Origin of the sequence: Arthrobacter sp. YAF34, from assembly GCF_052113245.1 — a bacterium.
Taxonomy (GTDB): Bacteria; Actinomycetota; Actinomycetes; order Actinomycetales; family Micrococcaceae; genus Arthrobacter.
In genome coordinates this window covers 113,310-135,672 of sequence record NZ_JBFRCV010000001.1, presented here as the reverse complement: position 1 = coordinate 135,672, position 22,363 = coordinate 113,310, and the positions used below count along the sequence as shown (strand labels likewise).

General features: G+C 68.3%; 17 protein-coding genes. 7 read left to right on the top strand and 10 right to left on the bottom strand.

Features of this window, described 5'->3' with window-relative positions:
• Nucleotides 1-68 precede the first annotated feature (68 nt).
• Both AB4Y72_RS00635 and rpsT read left to right on the top strand, forming a co-directional pair.
• Nucleotides 69-674, top strand: coding sequence for a type II toxin-antitoxin system PemK/MazF family toxin (locus AB4Y72_RS00635; protein WP_441424243.1), 606 nt, complete (start codon nucleotides 69-71; stop codon nucleotides 672-674).
• Between the two features lie 199 nt (nucleotides 675-873).
• On the top strand, nucleotides 874-1,134 hold the full coding sequence (gene rpsT, locus AB4Y72_RS00630) for a 30S ribosomal protein S20 (RefSeq protein WP_120950174.1): 261 nt from the start codon (nucleotides 874-876) through the stop codon (nucleotides 1,132-1,134).
• A 202-nt stretch (nucleotides 1,135-1,336) separates the two neighbouring features.
• Here the strand turns inward: rpsT and holA are convergent, their stop codons facing one another.
• The 3 genes from holA to AB4Y72_RS00615 form a co-directional block, all read right to left on the bottom strand.
• Nucleotides 1,337-2,353, bottom strand: a complete 1,017-nt coding sequence (gene holA, locus AB4Y72_RS00625) for a DNA polymerase III subunit delta (RefSeq protein ID WP_441424242.1) — start codon at nucleotides 2,351-2,353, stop codon at nucleotides 1,337-1,339.
• Complete coding sequence (locus AB4Y72_RS00620) at nucleotides 2,287-3,978, bottom strand: ComEC/Rec2 family competence protein (protein WP_441424241.1); 1,692 nt, start codon at nucleotides 3,976-3,978, stop codon at nucleotides 2,287-2,289. The genes holA and AB4Y72_RS00620 overlap by 67 nt, the downstream gene beginning before the upstream one ends.
• Nucleotides 3,979-4,714: 736 nt before the next feature.
• On the bottom strand, nucleotides 4,715-5,710 hold the full coding sequence (locus AB4Y72_RS00615; RefSeq protein ID WP_441424240.1) for a helix-hairpin-helix domain-containing protein: 996 nt from the start codon (nucleotides 5,708-5,710) through the stop codon (nucleotides 4,715-4,717).
• Between the two features lie 239 nt (nucleotides 5,711-5,949).
• Between AB4Y72_RS00615 and AB4Y72_RS00610 the strand changes: the two genes are divergently transcribed.
• Entirely contained in the window at nucleotides 5,950-6,546 is a 597-nt protein-coding gene (locus tag AB4Y72_RS00610) for a hypothetical protein (protein WP_441424239.1), read from the top strand.
• A 21-nt stretch (nucleotides 6,547-6,567) separates the two neighbouring features.
• Here AB4Y72_RS00610 and AB4Y72_RS00605 read toward each other — a convergent pair whose 3' ends face one another.
• From AB4Y72_RS00605 to AB4Y72_RS00580, 6 genes are all read right to left on the bottom strand, one after another.
• A complete protein-coding gene (locus AB4Y72_RS00605; protein WP_441424238.1) occupies nucleotides 6,568-6,753 on the bottom strand; it encodes a hypothetical protein in 186 nt (61 codons plus the stop codon).
• Nucleotides 6,754-6,903: 150 nt separating this feature from the next.
• A complete protein-coding gene (locus tag AB4Y72_RS00600; protein WP_441424237.1) occupies nucleotides 6,904-7,911 on the bottom strand; it encodes a DegV family protein in 1,008 nt (335 codons plus the stop codon).
• A gap of 124 nt (nucleotides 7,912-8,035) precedes the next feature.
• Nucleotides 8,036-10,567, bottom strand: coding sequence for a leucine--tRNA ligase (gene leuS, locus AB4Y72_RS00595; RefSeq protein ID WP_441424236.1), 2,532 nt, complete (start codon nucleotides 10,565-10,567; stop codon nucleotides 8,036-8,038).
• A 541-nt stretch (nucleotides 10,568-11,108) separates the two neighbouring features.
• Complete coding sequence (gene glpK, locus AB4Y72_RS00590) at nucleotides 11,109-12,623, bottom strand: glycerol kinase GlpK (RefSeq protein ID WP_441424235.1); 1,515 nt, start codon at nucleotides 12,621-12,623, stop codon at nucleotides 11,109-11,111.
• A 42-nt stretch (nucleotides 12,624-12,665) separates the two neighbouring features.
• A complete protein-coding gene (locus tag AB4Y72_RS00585; RefSeq protein WP_441424234.1) occupies nucleotides 12,666-13,418 on the bottom strand; it encodes an MIP/aquaporin family protein in 753 nt (250 codons plus the stop codon).
• A gap of 158 nt (nucleotides 13,419-13,576) precedes the next feature.
• Nucleotides 13,577-15,397, bottom strand: coding sequence for a glycerol-3-phosphate dehydrogenase/oxidase (locus AB4Y72_RS00580; RefSeq protein ID WP_441424233.1), 1,821 nt, complete (start codon nucleotides 15,395-15,397; stop codon nucleotides 13,577-13,579).
• A gap of 84 nt (nucleotides 15,398-15,481) precedes the next feature.
• Between AB4Y72_RS00580 and AB4Y72_RS00575 the strand changes: the two genes are divergently transcribed.
• The 4 genes from AB4Y72_RS00575 (at nucleotide 15,482) to AB4Y72_RS00560 (ending at nucleotide 19,459) form a co-directional block, all read left to right on the top strand.
• Nucleotides 15,482-16,444, top strand: coding sequence for a sugar-binding transcriptional regulator (locus AB4Y72_RS00575; RefSeq protein ID WP_441424232.1), 963 nt, complete (start codon nucleotides 15,482-15,484; stop codon nucleotides 16,442-16,444).
• 122 nt (nucleotides 16,445-16,566) lie between these two features.
• The gene (locus tag AB4Y72_RS00570; RefSeq protein WP_441424231.1) at nucleotides 16,567-17,436 is read left to right on the top strand and encodes an aldo/keto reductase; all 870 of its coding nucleotides are present in this window, start codon (nucleotides 16,567-16,569) and stop codon (nucleotides 17,434-17,436) included.
• A gap of 11 nt (nucleotides 17,437-17,447) precedes the next feature.
• The gene (locus AB4Y72_RS00565; protein WP_441424230.1) at nucleotides 17,448-18,374 is read left to right on the top strand and encodes an alpha/beta fold hydrolase; all 927 of its coding nucleotides are present in this window, start codon (nucleotides 17,448-17,450) and stop codon (nucleotides 18,372-18,374) included.
• The gene (locus tag AB4Y72_RS00560; protein WP_441424229.1) at nucleotides 18,371-19,459 is read left to right on the top strand and encodes a glycosyltransferase family 4 protein; all 1,089 of its coding nucleotides are present in this window, start codon (nucleotides 18,371-18,373) and stop codon (nucleotides 19,457-19,459) included. Before AB4Y72_RS00565 ends, AB4Y72_RS00560 begins: the two co-directional genes overlap by 4 nt.
• A 507-nt stretch (nucleotides 19,460-19,966) precedes the next feature.
• On the opposite strand, the gene AB4Y72_RS00555 is transcribed toward AB4Y72_RS00560, so the two are convergent.
• A complete protein-coding gene (locus AB4Y72_RS00555; protein WP_441424228.1) occupies nucleotides 19,967-22,234 on the bottom strand; it encodes a primosomal protein N' in 2,268 nt (755 codons plus the stop codon).
• Between the last annotated feature and the right edge of the window lie 129 nt (nucleotides 22,235-22,363).

The following is a 22,363-nucleotide window of genomic DNA, read 5'->3' as shown; positions in this document are numbered from 1 at the left end:
GGGAACGCTCCGGTGGGCAGCGGCGGGCAGCCGCGGAGGCTGCCGCGGGTTGCCGGTAGGGTTTCCCCATGGCTTGGAACTTACGCTCGATCGGCAGCGCTGTCCGCGACGCGCTGCGCTTCTTGGACAAACTCGGCGGCCCCGCTCCGGGCGCTCCCCGCAGACCGGCGGCGAAGCCCGCTGCGAAGCCGACGGGGAAGCGGCGGCCGGCCACCTCCCGCCCCGGGTCTCCGACCCGCGCGCCAGGTGGAACCCCGGCTGCCGGGCTGACCGGGACGTATCCCGGTGACTTCCGTGGGCGGGCCGCCGTGCGCTACGCCCCCGCGCCGAACGGCCTGCCCGAGCCGGGTGAAATCGTCTGGACCTGGGTGCCCTATGAAGAGGACTATTCCCAGGGCAAGGACCGTCCGGTGCTGCTGGTGGGGACCAGCGGCAAGTACCTCCTTGGGTTGATGCTGACCAGCAAGGACCACGACGGCGATTCCCGCCGGGCGGACGATTACGTCGACATCGGCACGGGCCCCTGGGACCGCCAGTGGCGGCCGAGTGAAGCCAAACTGGACCGGGTCCTGCAGATCAACGCGAAGGACATCCGGCGTGAAGGAGCCATCCTGGACGCCGGCCGCTTTAGCCACATTGCCTCGGCCCTGCGGGAGCGCCACGGCTGGAGCTGACCGGCCACGTGCCGGGCACGGGCGCGACTCGCCGCACTCGTCCACCCGGGCCCATCTCTGCTATTATTGACAGCTGTGTGTCCGTGCAGGTCGACGGCCACAGATGGTTGGTCGCCATAGGTATCCCCACGCCGCTCAGTCAATGGCCAATCTGAAAGCCCTCTAGACCATTTTCCGCATTGAAAAAGAGAGTTCACACGTGGCTAATATCAAGTCCCAGAAGAAGCGCATCCTGACGAACGAAAAGGCTCGCCTGCGCAACAACGCAGTCAAGTCCGAGCTGAAGACTGCCATCCGCGCCGTCAACACCGCCGTTGAGTCCACCGACAAGGATGCCGCATCTGCTGCTCTGCTTGCTGCCAGCCGTAAGCTGGACAAGGCTGTCAGCAAGGGCGTTCTTCACAAGAACAACGCTGCAAACCGCAAGTCCGCGATCTCCAAGAAGGTCAACGCACTCTAAGGTTTTCCAGTTCACCTGAACTGATGATTGTGGCCGGCACCCGTTGGGTGCCGGCCACATCCAGTTAACCGGGGAGCCACGCCGGCGAACCCGGCGGCCGGCCCCGGGCGTCAAGAACCCTGGAGCCGGTAACAGTGCGTCTCGACCCGTGTGGGTCTGGAACCCCGACTTGGGGATCCGCGTGGGCTTGAACCCGCTGGGGTCAGGAACCGCGGACCGACGTGGCAATCACTGTGACAGCGTGTTCGACGGCGTAGACGGGGTCCCGGGACAGGCCCTTGACCTGGGCGTCAGCCTCGGCCGTGACCTGGATGGAGCGGACCAGCCCCTCGGGCGTCCAGCGCCGGACCTCCCGCTGGGCCTGTTCCACGAGCCACGGCTGCATACCCAGTTGTTTGGCGATCTGCGAGGACGACCCTTGCGCCCCGGCCACCTTGGCCAGCGAACGGAGCTTGGAAGCCAGCGCCGCGACGATCGGCACAGGGTCCGCACCGGTGGCGAGAGCGTGGCGGAGTGTGGAGAGGGCGAGGGGGCCGTTCCCCGCCATGGCGGCATCAGCGACCTTGAAAGCAGTGGCCTCGACCCGGCCCCCGTAGTATCTGTCCACCATGGCGGCATCCACGCCCGTGGTGGCGTCAGCGATCAGCTGGCTGCAGGCGGCCGCCAGTTCCGCCAGGTGCGCGCCGACCGCATTGACCAGGGCGTGCACGGCGTCGGGATCGATCCGCCGGGAGGCGGACTTGAACTCTGACGTGACGAACGCGATCTTCTCGGCGTCCTTCTTCAGCGGCTGGCAGTCAACAACGGGCCAGCCGCCTGCCTTGATCGCGTCCAGCAGCTTCTTGCCGCGGACTCCCCCGCCATGCCTGAGCACCAGCACAGCGTCCGGTTCCGGCTGCGCCACATATTTCAGTGCGTCGGCGAGGAATGCATCGTTCATCGCTTCGGCCCCGTCGACCTCGATGAGCTTCTGTTCGCCAAACAGCGACGGGCTGACGTTCATGGCCAGGGACCCGGCGGTGTAGCTGCCGGCGTTGAGCCGGGTAACTTCGACGTCGGGAGCCGCCTCGCGCACCTGCGCCCTGATACGGTCCATGGCACGTGCGCCCAAGTAGTCCTCCGGGCCGCCCACCAGCACGACGGCGGCGGGTTTCACATCGCGCCAGGTGGCGCTCGTCGACGACGAGGTCCTGGGCCGTTGGGTCTGGGCAGCAGCCACTCGTGGTTCCTTCCGGGAATTACGTTGCGAACTCTAAGCGTCCCACGCCCGGACCGGTGCTCCAAGCCGCGCCGGACGGCCTGCAGGGGCGCCGGCCGCGCATCATGGTCCGCAGTGACGCGGGAGCTGGCCTCGAGCACGGCAACGATCCTCGCGTGCGCCGCCAGGGCCGCCCTGACCACCGCGGCCGGGTGCAGGGCAAGCCACACCGCTGCGAGCATGCACGCGGAAAGCATGCCCATGGTTGCAGCGCCGAAGGCCCCCTCCGGCCACGGCAGGGCGGCGCCCGGCAGGCTCGCAAAGAAGCGGGCGGTCCCCGCCACGCCGCCGGCAAAAACGGCAGCTGCGGCCATCAAGGCCTCCGCGGCACCGGGGACCGCAGGGAGGAGGGCCGCCCCGGCCGTGCCCAGGAGCGTCACGGGCGCCACGAGTACGGCAGCGGCCATGTTGGCGGGCAGGGTGAACACACCGAGCTGGGGTTGCAGGATGACGATGGCCGGAGCGCAGAAAAGCTGGGCTGAGAGTGGGACGCCAACCCCGGCAGCAGCCCAGCGCGGCACCACCGGCGGCAGCCAGTCCATAATGCGGCGCCCGCTAACCACAATTCCCAGCGTGGCCAGGACTGAAAGCAGGAAGCCAAAGCTTGCGGCCAGATCCGGCTGAGCCAGCAACAGGCCAATAACGGCAACGCATAGCAGGGGAAGCCCCCGCGCTGCCCGCCCAAACGCCACGGAAGTGAGGCCGATGCCGCCCATGAGTGCGGCGCGCAGCACGCTGGGGTCCGGCGCCACCATCAGGACAAACAGCCCGAGCCCCGCGAGACTGGCAACGGCTGCTGCCGTGCGCGGGAGCCGCAGCGTGCGGGCGGCAAGCAACAGGGTACCCAGGATCAGGCTGCAGTTCGCGCCGCTGACGGCGGTCAGGTGCGTCATCCCGACCGTCCGCATGGCGCCCTCCAAATCCGTGTCCAGGGTGCTCGTGTCGCCGGTCACCATTCCGGGCAGGAGCCCGCCGGCGTCGCTCCCGAACTTGGCCGCGGCAGTTGTGAAGTGCCTGCGCAGCTCACCCGGGCCCTGCTGCCACGGCGCCGGCCCCCGCAACACCGTTGGATCGGACGAGGCTGAGAGGATTCCTGCGTCCGGCTCCCCCGGCGCGGCGGGCCGAAGCCTGCCCGTCACTCGCAGGCGCTGGCCGGCAGCGGCGTTCTCCCAGGCCCTACCACCCATGACGACGAGCCGGGCCTCGCCGACGGTCCGGTGGCCCTCGAAGACCATCGCCTTCAACGTCACCGGAACTGCCCAACGGTCCGCCAAGCGGCCGGCCCCGGGCGTTCGGAGCCGCCGCGGGGCGCCGGCAACGTCCAGTTCCGCGACCACGGCGGCACGGGCAGCCACCGCGGCGGCGATCGCGCCGTCGCTCCGCCGGGACGCATCGACGGCGGCATGCGCTCCCGCCGCGACGGAGAGCAGCAGGGCCAGCGCCAGGGTGGCGCAGAAGCTGCGCCGGGCGGCCTGCTCTGGACGGGGGTCATGCCGGACGGTCCCCCGGCCGGCGCTTGGCCGCCGGACACCTCCGCGCCCTGGCTTGGCCGGCGTTGAGCTGGTCGGCGTTGTTGTCGTTGGCATTGTTCCCACCGGCATTGTTCCCACCGGCATTGTTCTCACCGCCATTGCTCTAGTCGGCATTTTCCTGATCCGGCCCGGCTGGATCCGCACCGTATGGATCCATCCCGGCTGAATCCGACGCGCCTTGACCCGCTTCGCGCCATTCCGCTTCGCCTTTTTCCGTCCCGCCGGGACCAGCAGGATTCCGGCGGCCGTCGCCATGCCGGCGCAGAGAACGGCCAGTGCTGCCGGGGGCCACCAGTTCCCGGCAACTGCGGTGCCCCAGACCATGAGGGCCGGCAGCGCCAGGCGAAGATCTGTCCGCCGCTTCCGCTCCGTCAGGCTCCGGCGCGAGGCCCCACCGGTCGCGGTCCTGGACCGCAATTGGCGGGCGAGGTGGGCGCTGAGGCGGCCGGCGAAGGGGTCGCCGGGACGCGCGGCTGAACCCGAGGGACCGTGCACCCTGCGACCCGGCGTGAAGCCGCCCGGCTGCGGGCTGCGGACTTCCGGCACGGCCCCGACGGGTTCGTGAGCCCGGGCGGCGGCCGCCTGGCCGCCGTACTCCGCCCGCACCGGGGCAAGAGCCGCTGTATCGACATAGCGCTGCCAGCGGCGCCGCCGGCCGTCCCCGGCCCGGGAGCGGCCCATCCCGCCCACGCTGCGTCCCGCCAGGTCACCCTGCCGTGCGCTCTCCGCGCTCTCATCACTGTCTGCGCTCTCAGCACTCACCGCACGATCAGCTCCGGAATGGGCCATGTCAGACACCCACCAGCGGCATGAGGGTCTCGAGCAACTTAGGCCCGATGCCGTCGACTGCATCAAGCTCCTGCACGGTCTTGAACCGCCCGTGCTGCTGGCGCCATTCCACGATCCGCTGGGCCAGGACCGGTCCGACGCGCGGAAGTGTCCCTAGTTCCTCGACGCCGGCGGTGTTGAGGTTGATCTTTCCCCCACCGCCGCCCGGATTGGTGCCCCCGGTGCCCGCACCCGACGGAGCGGCGCCTCCGCCGCCGGGCGGTCCGGCGGGCTCCGGATCGCCGCGGGCCGGCACGAGGACCTTCTGACCATCCTCGAGCACGGCGGCTAGGTTGAGCCTGTTCGGCTCCGCCCCATCCGTGGCCCCGCCGGCCGCCTTGATCGCCTCGTGGACCCGGCTGCCCGCAGGCAACTCAACAACACCCGGCCTGGCCACCGCACCAGCGACATGGACTGTGATGCGTCCCGGCGCGTCGCTGGCGAGTTCGCCCGGTGGCCCGCCGCTGGCGGCTTCTTCCGGCAGGGGCTCCGGCCCAGGGGCCCCGGCCGTGGCAGGCGCCGCTTCGCTGAGCGGGACCCCCTGGGCGCCGCCGGCGCCGGCCTGCCACCAGAAGCAGCCGCCCAGCACCACCGCGAGGATCCCCAGCAATACCGCCGCCCGCACCCCGGTCCGGTAACGCACCCGCGCGGAGAGCACCGCCCGTCCGCCCCTCCGGCGGCCGGTCAATGGTCCAGGGTCGTGTCCCGGGTCGCCGGAAAGGAACCTGCTGTCCGCGCGGAGGTCAGCCGCCGGCGGCCCGGGCCTCCCGGACCCGGGTGCCGGCGCATCCAACTCAAGCAGGCCCAGGGCGCGTCCCTCGTCCCGGCCGGCGTCGTCCGCATAAACGGCCTCCTCGGACCCTCCAGCATCCGCGGCACCCCCAAGCGTCCTCGCGAGGCGTTCCCGGGCAACCCTGGCTCCCAAGGCGGATGCAATTCCCGGATTCCGGCGTGACATGGGAACGACTCTAGGCAGCCCCGGACAGCGTCGATATCCCGAACCATTCGTATGTGGAAATACCTGCGTAAGCCACGTATTTTCGCGGCGCGGGGCAAGTAGTCCCTACGCTGTTGCCCTTCAGGGACCGGTGGTAACGTCTGGAACCAATCGAGAAGACTTTGCCGGCTGGGGGCAATCCTGATCGCCTTGATGCGTCCATCCTGCATGTGGCCTCAGGCGTCGAAAGCTGGTGTGCAATGAAGAGCTTGATTGGGCCAGCGGCTGTCATGGCCCTTGGCGGCGCTCTGCTGTTCGCCCCTTCCGCGGTGGCAGATGCGCTGCCAGACGCTGCGCAAGCAACCTCAACCCAAGTCGTCAATTTTTCCGTTGACGACAGCTTCTGCCCCCAATACGGCCTGTACGGCATAGCGCACGTCACGGTTGATGGTACGGCAGGGATGAGAGCGGACCAGAACTTCATTTGGACTACCAAGACTGCCGCCACGTCCATCCACTCCGTTCCGCCGGCGGGCGCGGTCGCCAATGTCACGGTTGTTTACCATTGCAACGTCCAGGTGCTCTGGTGGGTGGAACCCGGGAACGCCCGCAGGGTATCCGCGGCCCTGTGGGTCAACGGCTCGGGCCCGCAGCCCAGTTACACGATCCGGCCGGGCCAGCCGTCCCTGCAGCCGTCCCTCCCGCCGACGTCCCAGCCGCCAGCCCCTCCGACGTCCCAGCCGCCAGCCCCGCCGCTCTCTCAGTCGCCGACTCCGACGTCCCTGACGGCCCCTCAGCCAACATCCCTGCCGACCTCGCAGCCGACGTCGCCGCCCACCGCAGGGCCAACCCCGTAAGCCGCGGCTACCGGCCTGGCTTCACTGCTGGTACGTGATGTAGGCCTCGTACTGCACCCGCCATTTGCCCGGGTCTTTGGGATCCGGCACGGTGGTTGTCAGGAACTGGACGCTGGTCACTTGGCCTTTGAGGTACTTCAGCCATTTAGTCACCTCTTCCGCAACGTCGCGGTCCAGTTGGGCTACGTGGTGTACCTGCATTGACATGGCGGCCTCCGTACGGTGGTGTTCAGTGCAGTGACTGTACCGCCCGTGCACGATCCCGGCCAGCCCTTGCCCCTCAGGGAGGACTTCGGGGGTAGGAGGCCGCGTTCGCCCGCGCGGGGCACGGCCGTCCTTCAGCGTCGTGGCCGCCGGTTATCCGCGGACGGTCGTGGCGCCGTCGGGGCTTCCGGGGGTACTGCCCTCCCCCACGATCACCGCCAGCACGCCGAGCCCCGCGTGGGCCGCCAGAACCGCCGGGAGGGCGGTAATCTGCGCTGGCGGGCACGCCGGCACCGCTACGGCCAGACGCCGGGCAAGCTCGTGGGCCTCGGTGGGGTTTCCGAAGTGGTGCACGGCCAGCCGCGCCTGGCCGGGAGGTCGGGCGGAGGCATCGGCGGCAACGATTTCTTCGAGCCGCGCGATCGCCTTCGCCGCGGACCGGACCTTTTCCAGCGGGATGATCCTGCCGGCCTCAACGGCAAGGATGGGCTTAATGGAGAACATGGTCCCCCACAGTGAGGCGGCCGCCCCAATCCTGCCGCCCCGGCGCAACTGCTCCAGGCTCGGAACGTAGAAGTACACCTTGGTGCGGTCCAGCCGGTCCTCGGCGAAAGCCCTTACCTCGGCCGCGGTCCTGCCGTCGGCCGCCGCGACAACGGCGCCCTGTACACCCATCCCCTGGGCCATGCCGACCGTCCGCGAGTCCAGGACCTCCACCGGGATGCCGACGCGTTCGGCTGCCAGCCGTGCCGCGTCGGCTGTCCCGGAGAGCGCGCCGGAAATGTGAATCGAGACCACGGACTGGAAGCCACGCTCGCCGGCGGCCCGGTAGGCGTGTTCAAACTGCCCGGGTGACGGTCGCGAGGTCTTGACGGGCTTGCCGCTGGCGAGGGCGACGGCGATCGTCTCAGCGATGTCGTCCTCGCCCTCTCCGTAGATTTCGGTGCCCACCATGACGGGCATCGGGACCACAGTAAGGCGGCCGTCGGCGCTGAATTCCGTGACCCAATCGGCGGGTAGCGCCGCCGCGGAGTCCGTGACCACGGCGACCTGCACGGCGGCGGGCACCGGCTCCGTGCCAACCCCGGGCTGGGAGCCCTGCCGCAGACGGACGAGCCGCTCGCGCAGCCAGGGCCAGCCTGGCGGTTCGCGGTCTGGCACGAGGGGCCTCCTGGGGTTGGGGCGCATGGACGGAACGTCCGGCCAGGGAATCCGCGCCGGTGACGTGGTGGACACCGACCGCCGGCATTGCGCCGGCGGCCGGTGTTCAGGCTGGTACGTCCGGCTAAGCCGGGACGATGTTGACCAGTTTAGGCGCCCGCACAATGACCGTGCGGAGGTCCCGGCCGTCCAGGGCACGCTGAACGTTTTCCGAGGCCAGCGCCAGTTCGCGCAGTTCGTCTTCGGAAATGTCCGGAGAGACTTCCAGGCGGTCACGCACCTTGCCCTGCACCTGAACGATGGCGGTGACCGTGTCCTCCACGAGCAGCGCGTCGTCATGTGTGGGCCAGCCGGCGTTAGCTACCGATGCCGGGTGTCCCAGGACGTTCCACAGGTCCTCGGCGGTGTACGGCGCGAAGAGGCTCAGGATGACGGCGACGGCTTCGACGGCTTCGCGGACCGCGGGGTCCGCACCGCCGGCGCCGCCTGCTGCGTCAATGGTTTTGCGGGTCGCGTTGACCAGCTCCATCAACTTCGCCACCACGACGTTGAACTTGTTGTGCTCCAGCAGGGCCTGCGCGTCCGCGATGGTGCGGTGGGTAACGGTCCGCAGGGCCCGGTCACCGGTGGCGACGTCGACGCCGGGTTCGCTCGTGACGTCCTGGCCGAGCCGCCAGGCACGGGCGAGGAACTTCGCGGAGCCCGACGGCGATACGTCCGCCCAGTCGACGTCGTCTTCCGGCGGGGAGGCGAAGATCATGGTCAGGCGTACGGCGTCCACGCCGTACTTGTCCAGCTGCTCCCCGAGGTCCACGCCGTTGCCCAAGGACTTGCTCATGGCCTTGCCGCCGTTGAGCACTTGGCCCTGGTTCAGCAGCGCCCGGAAGGGCTCGTCGGCGTCGATCAGGCCGAGGTCGTGGATGACCTTGGTGAAGAAGCGTGCGTACAGCAGGTGCAGGATCGCGTGCTCGACGCCACCGACATACTGGCCCACCGGCATCCAGTCGTTGATCTTGGCGGGATCAAACGGACCCTCGGTGTACTGCGGAGAGACGAAGCGCAGGAAGTACCAGGAGGAGTCCACGAAGGTGTCCATGGTGTCCGTGTCGCGCTTGGCCGGGCCGTGGCAGGTGGGGCATTCGACGTTGACCCAGGCCTCGACGGCAGCCAGCGGGGACGTGCCCTTCGGGGACAGGTCTTCGCCGCGCAGGTCCGCCGGCAGGGGCACGGGCAGCTGGTCGTCCGGGACCGGGACCTCGCCGCAGGCCGGGCAGTGGATGATGGGGATCGGGGTGCCCCAGAACCGCTGCCGACTCAGCAGCCAGTCGCGCAGGCGGAAGTTCACGAACTTCTCGCCCGTGCCGAGTTCCCGCAGGATCTCGATGGCAGCCGGGATCGCCTCGGCCTTCGGCAGTCCGTCCAGGGCGCCGGAATTGATCAGGGTGCCTTCGCCGGTGGTGGCCGTGCCCGTCACCGCCGGGTCCTCCTCCCCGGTGTCCAGCACGGCGCGGACCGGCAGGTCGAAGGTCTTGGCGAAGTCGAGGTCGCGCTGGTCGTGGGCCGGGACAGCCATGATGGCGCCCGTGCCGTAGTCGGCCAGGACATAGTCGGCCGCCCAGACGGGCAGCTTCTCGCCATTGAGCGGGTTGGTCGCGTAGCGGCCGGTGAAGACGCCGGTCTTCTCGCGCTCGGTGGACTGGCGCTCGATCTCGGACAGGGCCTTGACCTGTTCGCGGTAGGCGTCCAGGGCCGCGGCATGCTCGTCGGTGACCAGTTCGACAGCGAGCGGCGCGTCGGCGGCGACGACGAAGAACGTGGCACCGTAAAGGGTGTCCGGGCGGGTAGTGAAGACGGTGACCTCTTTGGCGGGCTTCCCGCCGGCCGACTCGATCACGAAGTTGACGTGGGCGCCCTCGGAACGGCCGATCCAGTTCTTCTGCATGGCCAGGACGCGCTCGGGCCAGTGCCCGCGCAGTTCGTCCATGTCATCGAGCAACCGGTCGGCGTAGTCGGTGATCTTGAAGTACCACTGGTTCAGGGACTTCTTGGTCACCGGGGTGCCACAGCGCTCACAGGCACCGTTAACCACCTGTTCGTTGGCCAGCACGGTCTGGTCCTTCGGGCACCAGTTGACCGGCGAATTCTTGCGGTAGGCCAGTCCGCGCTCGTAGAACCGCGTGAACAGCCACTGCGTCCAGCGGTAGTACTCCGGGTCCGAGGTGTGCAGCCGGCGGGACCAGTCAGCTGAGATGGCGTAGCGCTTGAACGACGCCGCCTGGGTGTCGATGTTGGCGTAGGTCCATTCGCTGGGGTGCGCGTTGCGCTTGATCGCGGCGTTCTCTGCCGGCAGGCCGAAGGAGTCCCAGCCGATCGGGTGCAGCACATCGTAGCCCTGCTGGCGCAGGTAACGGGACACAACGTCGCCCATCGCGAATGCCTCGGCGTGCCCCATGTGCAGGTCACCGGACGGGTACGGGAACATGTCCAGCACGTAACGGCGTTCCTTGGAACCGTCGTCGAGCGGCGTGAAGACCTTCAGGTCTTCCCAGACCTGCGGCCATTTGGCTTCCATCGCAGCGAAGCTGTAGGCGCCTTCCTCGGGCCCCTCCGCCGCGGCTGCTTGTGATCCGGTCTGTGTTTCCGGCTGAACGCTCACTACTGGCCTCTTCTGTTCTGTGCGGCCTGTTATGTCAAGCCTGTCTACCTTCAGGCCTGCCTGCCGCCAGGCCTGTCTACCTTCAAGTCTGCACCGTCACGGCCGGTTGACCGGCCCGGACTCCTTGCTGTCCTAACGCGCTGCCCCCGCCGCACGGGCTACCCTGCGGCCCGGCACGGACCCCGGACACACAAAAGCCCCTCGACATGGAGGGGCCGCCGCTCGGCAATCCGAGGACTCTTATGGCTCGAGTTCTCGTCGGGATGCCGGGCGGCTAACTAAGCAGGAGCACAGCGCGCATAGGACCACTTTAGCCCCTTGGGCTGGTTCGCGCTGAACCGACAGCCCGGGCGACCCCGGGATTCGCGCGGACACGTCCTGGCGGCGCACTGCGGGCGCCACTGCGCCAACCGCTGCGCCCAAGATCCTGGGCGGCACGGCGCGGCTTGAAGCGGCGAAAGAAGTGCCCCGGCCAGGAGCCTGGCCGGAGCACTTCTTTGTCCCCTAGGGGTTCGCCCGGGTGGCGGGTCGGAGAGTCCGGCTACTTGACGTCCTCGTCGACCCAGTCCATGGACTTTGTGACGGCCTTCTTCCAGAGGCGCATCTGCCGTTCCCGTTCGCCCTGGTCCATCCGGGGCTCCCAGCGCTTGTCCTCGGCCCAGTTGGCCGAGCACTCACTCAGGTCCTTCCAGAATCCGACGGCCAGGCCCGCCGCGTAGGCTGCGCCCAGCGCCGTCGTCTCAACCACCTTCGGCCGGATGACCGGCACTCCGAGGATGTCGGCCTGGAACTGCATGAGGGCATCGTTGGCAACCATGCCGCCGTCGACCTTCAGTTCCGTTAGCGGCACGCCGGAGTCGGCGTTGACGGCGTCCAGCACCTCACGGGTCTGGAAGGCGGTAGCCTCCAAAGCCGCGCGGGCAATGTGGGCCCTGTTCACGTAGCGGGTGAGGCCCACAATGGCGCCGCGGGCATCGGAACGCCAGTACGGCGCGAACAGGCCGGAGAACGCCGGCACAATGTAGACGCCGCCGTTGTCCTCCACCGAGGCGGCCAGGCTCTCAACCTCCGGGGCGCTGCTGATCATGCCGAGGTTGTCCCGCAGCCACTGGATCAACGAACCGGTGACGGCAATAGAGCCCTCCAGTGCGTAGTGCGGTGCCGCGTCGCCCAGCTTGTAACCAACCGTGGTCAGCAGCCCGTTCTTCGAGTGGACGATTTCCTCGCCCGTGTTGAAGATCAGGAAGCAGCCCGTGCCGTACGTGTTCTTGGCTTCACCGGTATCGAAGGCGGCCTGGCCGAACGTGGCAGCCTGCTGATCGCCCAGGATGCCGGCCACCGGAACCTCGCGCAGCAGCTGGGAGGTGTGCACCGTGCCGTAGACCTCGGAGGAGGACTTGATGGTCGGCATCATGGAGGCCGGGACGCCGAATGCGTCCAAGATCTCCTGGTCCCAGGACAGCGTCTCCAAATCCATGAACATGGTCCGGGAGGCGTTGGTCACGTCGGTGACGTGGACGCCGCCGTCGGTCCCGCCGGTCAGGTTCCAGAGCACCCAACAGTCCGTGTTGCCGAAGACGAGGTCGCCGGCCTCGGCCTTGGCCCGCGCGCCTTCGACATTGTCCAGGATCCACTTAATCTTGGTGCCGGAGAAGTAGGTTGCCAGCGGCAGGCCAACCTTCTGCTTGAAGCGTTCCGGGCCCCCGTCCTTGGCCAGCTCGTCGACGATCGGCTGGGTGCGGGTGTCCTGCCACACGATGGCGTTGTAAACCGCCTCGCCTGTGGTCTTGTCCCACACCACCGCCGTCTCGCGCTGGTTGGTGATGCCGACGGCGGCGATGTCGTGCCGGGTCAGGTTCGCCTTGGACAGGGCGGAGCCGATCACTTCGCGGGTGTTGTTCCAGATTTCCGCGGGGTTGTGCTCCACCCAGCCTGGCTGGGGAAAGATCTGCTCGTGCTCCATTTGGCCCGACGAGACAATGCTGCCGCTGTGGTCGAAAACAATGGCGCGGGTGCTCGTGGTGCCCTGGTCGATGGCGACTACGTACTGGTTCATATTGACGTCCTTGTCTGTTTGGCGTGGCAGTTGAACTGGTGGTTAGTGAGGAATCACAGGAGCGATGATCGGCACGACTGCCGCCACGATGCCGGCGAGGCCGCCGCCAATCAGTGGTCCGACGACCGGGATCCAGGAGTAGCTCCAGTCGGAGGAACCCTTGCCCTTGATCGGGAGCAGGGCGTGCGCGATGCGGGGGCCGAGGTCACGGGCCGGATTGATGGCGTAGCCCGTCGGACCACCGAGGGACGCGCCGATGCCGACAACCAGCAGGGCCACGGCCAGCGGGCCGAGTCCGGAAGGCGTCCCGCCGAAGGTCAGGATGACGAAGACGAGGACAAAGGTGCCGATGATCTCGGTGATCAGGTTCCACATGTTGGAGCGGATGGCCGGGCCGGTGGAGAAGACTGCCAGCTGGCTGGCGGGCTCTTGCTCGAGGTCAAAGTGCTGCTTGTAGGCCAGCCACATCACCACGGCGCCCAGGAAGGCACCGAGCAGTTCACCGCCGAAGTAGGTCATGGTTGAGGCGAAATCGACTGGGACGCCGGGGGCGTACAGCTTCTTGCCGTTGAGCAGAAACCCAAAAGTGACCGCGGGGTTCAGGTGGGCCCCGGACTGGGAGGCAACATAGACACCGGAGAAGACGGCAATGCCCCACCCCCAGGTGACCATGAGAAACCCGCCGTTGTTGCCCTTGGTGCCTCTGAGTGCAACGTTGGCCACAACGCCACAACCCAGCAGGGTCAGCATTGCGGTTCCGAATACTTCGGACAGGAAAACTATTCCAAGAGACATCTTTGACTCCTCTATTTTCTGTTGTCGGTCCCTCGCGAGTTTGAAGGGCCGTGGGGCCGGCAGCATGTTGGTGCTGCCGGCCAGCCACTGCGCCGGCCGCCGGGGCGGACCGCGCAGTGCTTGCACCCGGACTTCCCTGCCCGGGCACGCAAGTCATATCAGGCGACCAGGCTGTGGACCCGGACGCCGTGGAACCGCTTCAGCACCTCCTGTGCGTGGTTGATCTCCGTGGCCCGGCGTGCCGCGTCCCAACCGAGCGGGCCGGAAAGAATGTCGGCAACTTCGTTCAGCAGTTCCCCGGTCACGAGCCCCCGGAACGCCAGGGACGTGCGGCGGATGAGGACGTCCACGAGATGCCCTATCTGCTCGTGTGCCGCCATGAATTCCAGTTCCCGGGTGCTGAGCTCGCGCGTGGAATGCAGCAGCCGGTCCGGTGCATCGGCGTCGCCACCGTCCAGGAAACGGATGACCTCTTCGGCTCGCGTCCCGTAGCGGGTCAGCAGACCCGTGACCCGGGCGGCGTCACGGCCGGCCGACATGTGGGCCTTGATCCAGCGCTGGACGCCGGCCTCGCTCTCCGGGAAGCCGGCGCCGCCGCCGATGGCGAGCTTCGCCGTCGAGAGCTTGCGTTCCATCCCGAGTTCCGCCAGGACGTCGTTGCTCAGGTGCTCGGCGAGGGCCCGGAACGTGGTCCACTTGCCGCCGACCAGGCTCAGGACCGCCCCGCCGGCCGCCGCGCGGCGTTCGATCCTGTAGTCGCGGCTGACGAACCCCGGCTGGGTGGCGTCGTGCTTTGGCAGCGGCCGCACACCGGAGAAGGTGTAGACAATTTGTCCCCGGTCCACCGGGATGTCAGGGAACACGTGGCCGATCAGGTCGAAGAAGTAGTCGATTTCCGCCTCGGTGCAGACGGCATCCTGGGCCATGTCGGCGTCGACGTCGGTGGTGCCGACCAGGACGCGGTCCCCCATCGGGTAGATCAGCACGATCCGGCCGTCCGTGTGCTCGAAAAAGATTTCGCGGCCATTGCACGCCGCGAGCAGCTCCGGATGGTCCAGCACAATGTGCGAACCCTTGGTTCCGCCCATGAAGGACGACGCCGCGCCCATGGCCTCGTTGGTCAGGTCGACCCAGGCGCCCGTCGTGTTCACAATGATGTCGGCGGTGAAGTCGAACACCTCGCCGGAAAGCTCATCGCGGAGCTGGACGGTGGTGCCGGAAGCGGCGCCGGGAGCGCCCGTGCTGCCGGCCCCCAGCGAAACAAGCGAGACATAGTTGCTGGCCCGCGCCAACAGGCTGTCCGCCCCGCCGGCCTTCTCGCCGTCCTGGAGCACATCGAGCGTGAGCCGCTCAGGGTTGTGGACCGAGGCATCGAAGTAGGTGGCCGCGTACTTGATTCCCGGGTGGAGGCGCGGCAGCTCTGCCAGTGCACGCTTGCGTCCGCGGAACTGATGACGCGGAACCGTGCCGCCGTCGCGGGAGAAGAAGTCATACATGCTCAGGCCGAGCTTGATCAGGAAGGCGCCGCGCTCGGTGTGCTTGCCCTGCTTGTGGGTCAGGAAGCGCATAGGGGCCGCCAGGACGCCGGAGAACGTGCTGAAGATGGGGATGGTGGTCTGCAGCGGCTTCACGTAATGCGGTGCAATCCGCAACAGCCTGTTGCGTTCGACCACGGATTCCTGGACGAGGCGGAACTCGCCGTTTTCGAGGTACCGGATCCCGCCGTGGATCATGTGGGACGAAGCGCCGCTGGCGCCCTGGCAGTAGTCGCCGCGCTCCACGAGCGCCACATCGACGCCCTGCAAGGCGAGGTCGCGGAAGGTGCCCACCCCGTTGATTCCACCGCCGATGATCAAGACCTGCGCATGCCGCCTGGTCCGCAGCTTGTGCACCGAGGCCCGATCGTGGGCCGGCGTGCGGGCTGAGTCCTTCTGTCCCAAAACTGCTCCCTTGGGTTTGGTTCTGTGCGGCACGCCCATGGCGCGGCGCCGTTCAACACTATTCTTTGGAGTAATGGAAAATGGAGTCAAGCACTATGCACAAACGTGCAGATGGGAAATTTCATGACGCCTCCACGCCAGTCCGATGCCCTCCGCGCCGCGCAGCTGTATTACCTCCAGGACCTGACCATGGACGCAATCGCCCGGGAGCTCCGGACGTCCCGATCCACGGTGTCGCGACTGCTGTCGGCGGCGCGCGATTCCGGTCTGGTGCAGATCCAGATCCGCAGCCCCCTGGACACCGGACCCGAACTTGAGAGCATGATCCGCGCCGAATACAAGGTGGATGTCCACGTCGTTCCGGTGGTGGACACCCTCAATGAGGCGGAAACACTGGACCGGGTAGCCATGCAGGCCGCCAGGACGATCGGACCGCTGGTGGATTCCAACGCCATCATCGGCGTCGCCTGGGGCTCAACCCTGAGCGCCGTGAGCCGGCACCTGACCCGAAAGATCACGCACGACAGCGTGATCGTCCAGCTCAACGGCGCCGGGAACATGCAGACCACCGGCATCACCTACGCCTCGGACATCATGCGGCGGTTCGGCAGCGCCTACGGTGCACGGGTGGAGCAGTTCCCGGTGCCGGCCTTCTTCGACCACGCCGCGACCAAGACGGCCATGTGGAATGAGCGCAGTGTTCAGCGCATCCTGGACCTGCAGGCCCGGATGAGTATCGCGATCTTTGGTGTCGGATCGGTCGACGCCGACTACCCCAGCCACGTCTATGCCGGCGGGTACCTCGATGAAGACGACCTGAATATCCTCGCGACGTCCGATGTGGTGGGGGACGTCGCCACGGTGTTCTTCCGCGCCGACGGGTCCTCGGAAGGCATCACGCTGAACGAGCGGTCCACCGGCCCGGACCTCGCCCAGCTTCGCCAGGTGCGGCGCCGGATCTGTGTCGTGTCCGGCGCCTCCAAGATCAACGGGCTCAGGGGCGCCCTGGCGGCAGGGCTGGCCACCGACCTGATCCTCGACGAAGCCAGCGCCCGCAGGCTCGTCCGGTTCGACGGGCTGGACTGAGCGTCTCGGCTGAGCTGCTGGGCTGAGCTGCTGGACTGAACGGCCACAGGGCAGGCGGGCCGGAGGGGGCGGCGGCACCCGCGGTCCGCCAGTCGGGAGCACCAGTGGGTAGAGTCAGTGTCATGAGAATCTCCCCCCGGCTGCCCCTGAACAATGGCGTACTGATCGACCGGCTGGGGTTCGGGCTGTACAAGGTCCCTCCGGCCGACGCCGCCCATCTGGTGACCGCGGCCCTCGAGGCCGGCTACCGGCACTTTGACACGGCCGCGATGTACGGCAATGAGACGGGCGTCGGCAAGGGCATCGGTGCCCTGTCCGGGTTTGAGGGCACCGGCGGCGGCCCTGGGGAAACCGCACCGTACATTTCCCGTCAGGACCTCTTCATCACCACCAAAGTGTGGAATGACGACCACGGCTACGACGCCACAATGCGGGCGTTCGACACCTCGATCTCCAACCTCGGCCTGGAGTACATCGACCTGTACCTGATCCATTGGCCCTGCGCCCGGCGCGGCCTGTTCCCTGACACCTACCGCGCCCTGGAGACTCTCTATCGCGAAGGGAAAGTCCGTGCCATCGGCGTCTCGAATTTCCAGCCGGAACATCTTGACCGGCTCCTGCAGACGGCGGAGGTTGTGCCGGCCGTCAACCAGATTGAGCTGCACCCCTGGCTGCAGCAGGACGAACTGCGGGAAAAGCATGACCTTCTGGGCATCCGCACCGAGGCGTGGAGCCCGTTGGGCCGCGGCCAGGTCCTGAGGGACCCGGTGATCCTGGCCCTCGCCGCCGAACACGACCGTACGCCGGCGCAGGTCATCCTCCGTTGGCACCTGCAGCTGGGCAACATCGCCATTCCCAAGGCCAGCTCGGCAGCGCGGATCCAGGAAAACCGTGATGTGTTCGACTTTGAGCTCTCACCGCTGGATATGACGGAGATCGCCGCCCTTGAGCGCGGCTTCCGGACCGGCTCCCACCCCGACAACGTCGCATAGGATTCGAACCAATGGAAAAAGTGGACACCGGGTCCTCACGCACGCCCCTGTTCAGCGGCGCACTAGCCGCCCGCACCCGGGCAGAGCACACCGACGTAGACGACACCCGCATTGCCTACTGGGTCTACGAACCCGTCCGGGTCACACCGGAGACCCGCACCATCCTGGTGGTGCACGGGTTCCGTGGCGACCACCACGGCCTGCTCCGGGTCGCCGACCAGCTGACGGAAATGCGTCTGATCATGCCGGATCTCCCGGGCTTCGGCGGCTCGGCCGCCTTCGGGGCCACCGAACACAGCGTGGCCGCCTACGGCGGGTTCCTCAGCGGTTTCATGGCCGCACTGGGCCTGGGACCGGACACCGTCCTGCTGGGACATTCGTTCGGTTCGATTGTCGCCAGCCACTTTGTGGCGGCCAACCCGGGTGCCGTAGCCGAACTGATCCTGGTCAATCCGATCGCGGCGCCGGCCCTCGAGGGACCCAAAGGCCTGATGACCAAGCTCGCGGTGCTTTACTACGAGGCCGCGGCCCGCCTCCCCCAGGGTTTGGGGCTGGCGCTCCTGCGCAGCCAGGCGATCGTGCGGGTGATGAGCGTGACCATGGCCAAGACCGGGGACAAGGACATCCGCCGGTTCGTGCATGCCCAGCACAGTTCCTACTTCTCCGCCTTCGCGGACCGGGACAGCCTGCTTCAGGCGTTCAAGGCCTCGGTAGGCAACAATGTCTCGGAGGTTGCAGGCCAGCTGACGCTGCCGGTCCTGCTGATCGCGGGAGAGAAGGACGAGATCGCCGTGCTCGCGGACCAGCACAAGCTCGCGGCACGGCTTCCGGACGGGACGCTGGACGTCATTCCCGGCGTCGGGCACCTGATCCACTACGAAACCCCTGAGCCCGCTGCCCGTTACATCCGACGCTTCCTCAAGGACCACGCCGCATGAAGATCCTCATCGATGCCCGCTTCACCCGGCTGGACCACCACGACGGCATCAGCCGCTACGGCGCCAGCCTGATCGCGGCGGCCGCCAAGATCGCCGACGTCTCCATGCTGATCAGCGACCACCGGCAGCTCGCGCTCCTGCCGGACGTTCCGTACACCGTGATCAACAGTCCGTTGTCCCCGGCCGAGCTCTTCGTGGCCGCTCGGATCAACAGACTGGGCGCGGACGTGGTGGTGTGCCCCATGCAGACCATGGGCAGCTGGGGCCGGAAGTACGCCCTGGTCCTGACCCTGCACGACCTCATCTACTACGAGCACCCCACGCCCCCCGGGTTCCTGCCGGCCCCCGTCCGGGTTCTGTGGCGCCTCTACCACAAGGCTTTCTGGCCCCAGCGGCTCCTGCTGAACAGGGCAGACATCGTGGCCACCATCAGCTCCACCACAGCGGCCCTGATCTCGAAGTACCGGCTCACCCGGCGTCCGGTCAGAATTGTCGGCAACGCCCCCCAGCATGGCCACACCCCGCGCGACCCCGGGGCCGGGGCCGACAAGACGCTGCTCTACATGGGTTCCTTCATGCCGTACAAGAACGTGGAGACCATGATCCACGGCATGGCGGACCTGCCGGACATGACCCTGCACCTGTTGAGCCGCATCACGCCGGAGCGGCGGGCCGAGCTCGAGGCCCTGGCGCCGCTGGGCGCGAACATCGTCTTCCACAACGGCGTGACCGACGCCGAATACGAGACCCTCCTGGCCCGCACCACCGCCCTGATCAGCCTCTCCCGGGCCGAGGGCTACGGGCTGCCCCTGGTCGAGGCGATGTCGCACGGCACGCCTGTGATCGCCAGCGACATTCCGATTTTCCGGGAAGTCGGCGAAGACGCGATCAGCTACGTGCATCCGGACTCGCCGTCGGAGTTTGCCGAGGCAGTGCGCAAACTCGAGGACCCGGCCCTGTGGAAGGCCCGCTCACTCCGTTCCGTGGAACGGGCCGCCGACTTCAGCTGGGACGAGTCGGCGCGGCGGCTTGTGGCCGTCGCCGAGGAGGCCGTCGCGCTCCGGGGCCGGCCCCGCGGGAACTAGCCGGGCCCGGAGGCAGCCGGAACGGAACTTACCGGGCCTGGGGTCGCTGAGCACCCATTTGCCGCAAATGGCCGCAATCGGAGCCTCATTCCGGCCACCTGTGGCGAATGGCCGCCGGCATGCGCCGTCCCCCGGGTTCCGCATCTTCGGCGGCAACTACGACGCGGGACCCGGAACTAGCCGGGGCGGAGTCGTCGAGCACTCAGTTGCCGCAGATGGCCGCAATCGGAGCCTAATTCCGGCCATCCGTGGCGAATGGCCGCCGTCATGCGCTGTCCCCGGGTTTCCGCAACTTCGGCGGCAGGTACTACGCGGGACCCGGAACTAGCCGGGCCGGAGTCGCCGAGCACCCATTTGCGGCAAATGGCCGCAATCGGCGCCTCATTCCGGCCACCTGTGGCGAATGGCCGCCGGCATGCAGGCCCAGCTTCCGTGTCCTCGGCGTCAGGAAGGGCACGGGGGGAAGCGGGAGGACCCAGGGGGACGCGGGAGGCGCAATGGACGGTCCTAGAGGACGTCGACACCGTCCAGGCGCAACTGCACCGGGTCGTCACTGCGCTTGGCCGCCGCTGCCGCCTTGACGGCCCGCAGGACGGCCGTGACATCCGCTGCCCGGGCGTAGGGAATGAACAGCAGGGTCCGGACCTCCTCGCCGGCGTCCCGTGGCGCAGAATCCCGCACCACCGAATCCCGCAGCGCAGTGCGGCCCGCTCCGGCAGCCGCCGGCAGGACGACGGGCGCGGGACCGGCCGTCCGGAGGACCGTTCCCTGCGCGGCCAGCCGCTGTTGCACGGCCTCGGTGAAGTGGCCGACGGCGGTCCGCCCGCCGGTGACGGAAGCGACCCGCACGGCGGGCGGCAGCTCCAGCTCCTGGCGCAGGGCCAGTTCCCGGCTGGCGTACCCGGCCGGATCCCAGCGCAGCAGTGCCCCGACCCCGGCTGCGTCGTCGGCAGTAATAACCACCAGGCCGCCGTCGGTTGCCGGCCGCACCAGGGCGGCAGCGTTGAACCAGCGGCGGACCGCGTCCTCGCCGGCCCTCAGGTTTTCGCGGCGCAGCAGCGAGTCGCCGTCCAGCAGCAGGGCCGCGGCGTACCCCCGGGGGGCCACCGGTTCGGCGCCGACGGTCGCTACCACCAGGGCCTTCGAATCCGGCACGGTGGCCTTGACCTGGTCCCCGGAGGAGGTGATGACCGGCTTTCCCGGAAAAGCCCGGCCGAGCTCCTCCGCCGTGCGCAGGGCTCCCGTGGAGCCGCGTCGAAGCCGCACGCCGTTGCAGGTGCCGCAGCGCCACGCCGGGGCCGGCACCGAGCACCAGCGGCACTGCGGCACGGCGGAGCTGCCGCTGCCCGGACCGGCAATGGCCAGGGGTCCGCTGCAGGCGGCACAGCGCGCCGGTTCCCGGCACGTTTCACACACCAGCGAGGGGGCATACCCGGCACGGGCCACCTGGACCAAGACCGGACCGCGCTCCAGGCCCTCTTTGGCGGCCCGCCAGGCGGCGCCCGGCAGGCGGGCGATGCGGGCCAGCGGGTCATGTTCGAGTTCAAAACTGTCAGCCGTGTTCAGCACCCGCGGCACCGTCCGCCGCACGACTGTCCGTTCAGCTTCCACGGCCCGCGCCCAGCCCGAGGCCACCAGCCGCTCGGATTCGGTGCTGCGCGAGTGGGCGGCGAGCAGGCATGCGGCTCCCTCCTGGCCCGCGCGGAGCAGGAGGACTTCGCGGGAGTGCGCGTACGGGGACCGCTGCTCGATGTGGAGGTCGTCGCCGTCGTCCCAGCAGACCACGAGCCCGAGGTTTTGCACCGGTGCGTAGGCCGCGGACCGGGTGCCCACCGCGACGCCGGCGGCGCCGCTGAGCAGGCGCAGGAAACTGCGGTAACGCGGGGTCTGGCCGTCGTCCGCGGTGAGCCGGGCGACATCGCCGGCCGGCAGGACGTCCAGAAGCGCAGACTCCACGCGGTCGAGGTCACGGTAGTCCGGGACCACCACGACGGCGCCGCGTCCGGAGAGCCGTACCGCGGCCACTGCCTCCGCGACCATTCGCGGCCAGCCGCCGGGCCCGTACCCCTGCAGGGCGCTCAGGACGGCCCGGGGGGACTCCCCCGCGCCGAGGTGGGCGAGGAAGGCCGGTCCGTTGCGGTACGAACGCCACACGCTGCCCGCCCCGGCCTGCTGAATCGAGGCGGCGGTCGCAGGTCCGGACGGCTCAGGACCGGACGGCTCAGCACCGGACGGCTCAGCACCGGACGGCTCAGTACCGGACGGCTCAGTACCGGACGGCTCGGGACCAAACAGGTCCGGGTCGAGCCGGCCGCTCGGGGCGAACTCTTTTTCGAGTTTTGCCATGCGCGGCGGCACGGCAACGCGCAGGACATCGCTGACGGTTCCGGCGTAGCGCGCGGCGACCCGGCCGGCAAGGTCGGCCACCGCGGGGGTGAGAACCGGGACGGGCGAGATCACTTTGTGCAGCGGCACGAGAGGGTGGCCGGCGTCGGATGCGGACGCTCGTTCCAGCAGGTATCCCGCCAGTTCCTGGCCGTTGAACTTGACCTTGACCCGGACGCCGGGCTGGGCTTCGGCGTCGAGGCCAGCGGGCACGCTGTAGTCAAACGGCCTGTCCAGGTGCGGCAGCGAGGATTCAATCAGCACCCGGGCCACCGGAAGGTTTTCGGCAAGGGCCGGCCCGGACACCTGTGCGGTGGAGGAGGGAAAGCCCTGGAGCAACGAAAGCTGCTGGGGTTCGCCGGCCACGCTACCGGCACGCTGCGGAATCACGCTGGCACCTCCTCTCCGAATTGTTTCGACAACCGCTTACTGACGGAACTCAAATGCGGTGCACCTAAAGCAGTGCACCCGAAAAGCCGAACACCTAAAAGCAGTGCACCTAAAAGCGTGTAGCCAGGC

Excerpts from the sequence above, each read along its gene's own strand:
- glpK (WP_441424235.1), bottom strand. The coding sequence starts at position 12,623 with ATGAACCAGTACGTAGTCGCCATCGACCAGGGCACCACGAGCACCCGC.
- AB4Y72_RS00635 (WP_441424243.1), top strand. The coding sequence starts at position 69 with ATGGCTTGGAACTTACGCTCGATCGGCAGCGCTGTCCGCGACGCGCTG.
- AB4Y72_RS00605 (WP_441424238.1), bottom strand. The coding sequence starts at position 6,753 with ATGTCAATGCAGGTACACCACGTAGCCCAACTGGACCGCGACGTTGCG.
- AB4Y72_RS00575 (WP_441424232.1), top strand. The coding sequence starts at position 15,482 with ATGACGCCTCCACGCCAGTCCGATGCCCTCCGCGCCGCGCAGCTGTAT.
- AB4Y72_RS00570 (WP_441424231.1), top strand. The coding sequence starts at position 16,567 with ATGAGAATCTCCCCCCGGCTGCCCCTGAACAATGGCGTACTGATCGAC.
- AB4Y72_RS00580 (WP_441424233.1), bottom strand. The coding sequence starts at position 15,397 with ATGGGCGTGCCGCACAGAACCAAACCCAAGGGAGCAGTTTTGGGACAG.
- AB4Y72_RS00620 (WP_441424241.1), bottom strand. The coding sequence starts at position 3,978 with ATGCCAACGACAACAACGCCGACCAGCTCAACGCCGGCCAAGCCAGGG.
- AB4Y72_RS00565 (WP_441424230.1), top strand. The coding sequence starts at position 17,448 with ATGGAAAAAGTGGACACCGGGTCCTCACGCACGCCCCTGTTCAGCGGC.
- AB4Y72_RS00560 (WP_441424229.1), top strand. The coding sequence starts at position 18,371 with ATGAAGATCCTCATCGATGCCCGCTTCACCCGGCTGGACCACCACGAC.
- AB4Y72_RS00585 (WP_441424234.1), bottom strand. The coding sequence starts at position 13,418 with ATGTCTCTTGGAATAGTTTTCCTGTCCGAAGTATTCGGAACCGCAATG.
- AB4Y72_RS00610 (WP_441424239.1), top strand. The coding sequence starts at position 5,950 with ATGAAGAGCTTGATTGGGCCAGCGGCTGTCATGGCCCTTGGCGGCGCT.
- AB4Y72_RS00615 (WP_441424240.1), bottom strand. The coding sequence starts at position 5,710 with ATGTCACGCCGGAATCCGGGAATTGCATCCGCCTTGGGAGCCAGGGTT.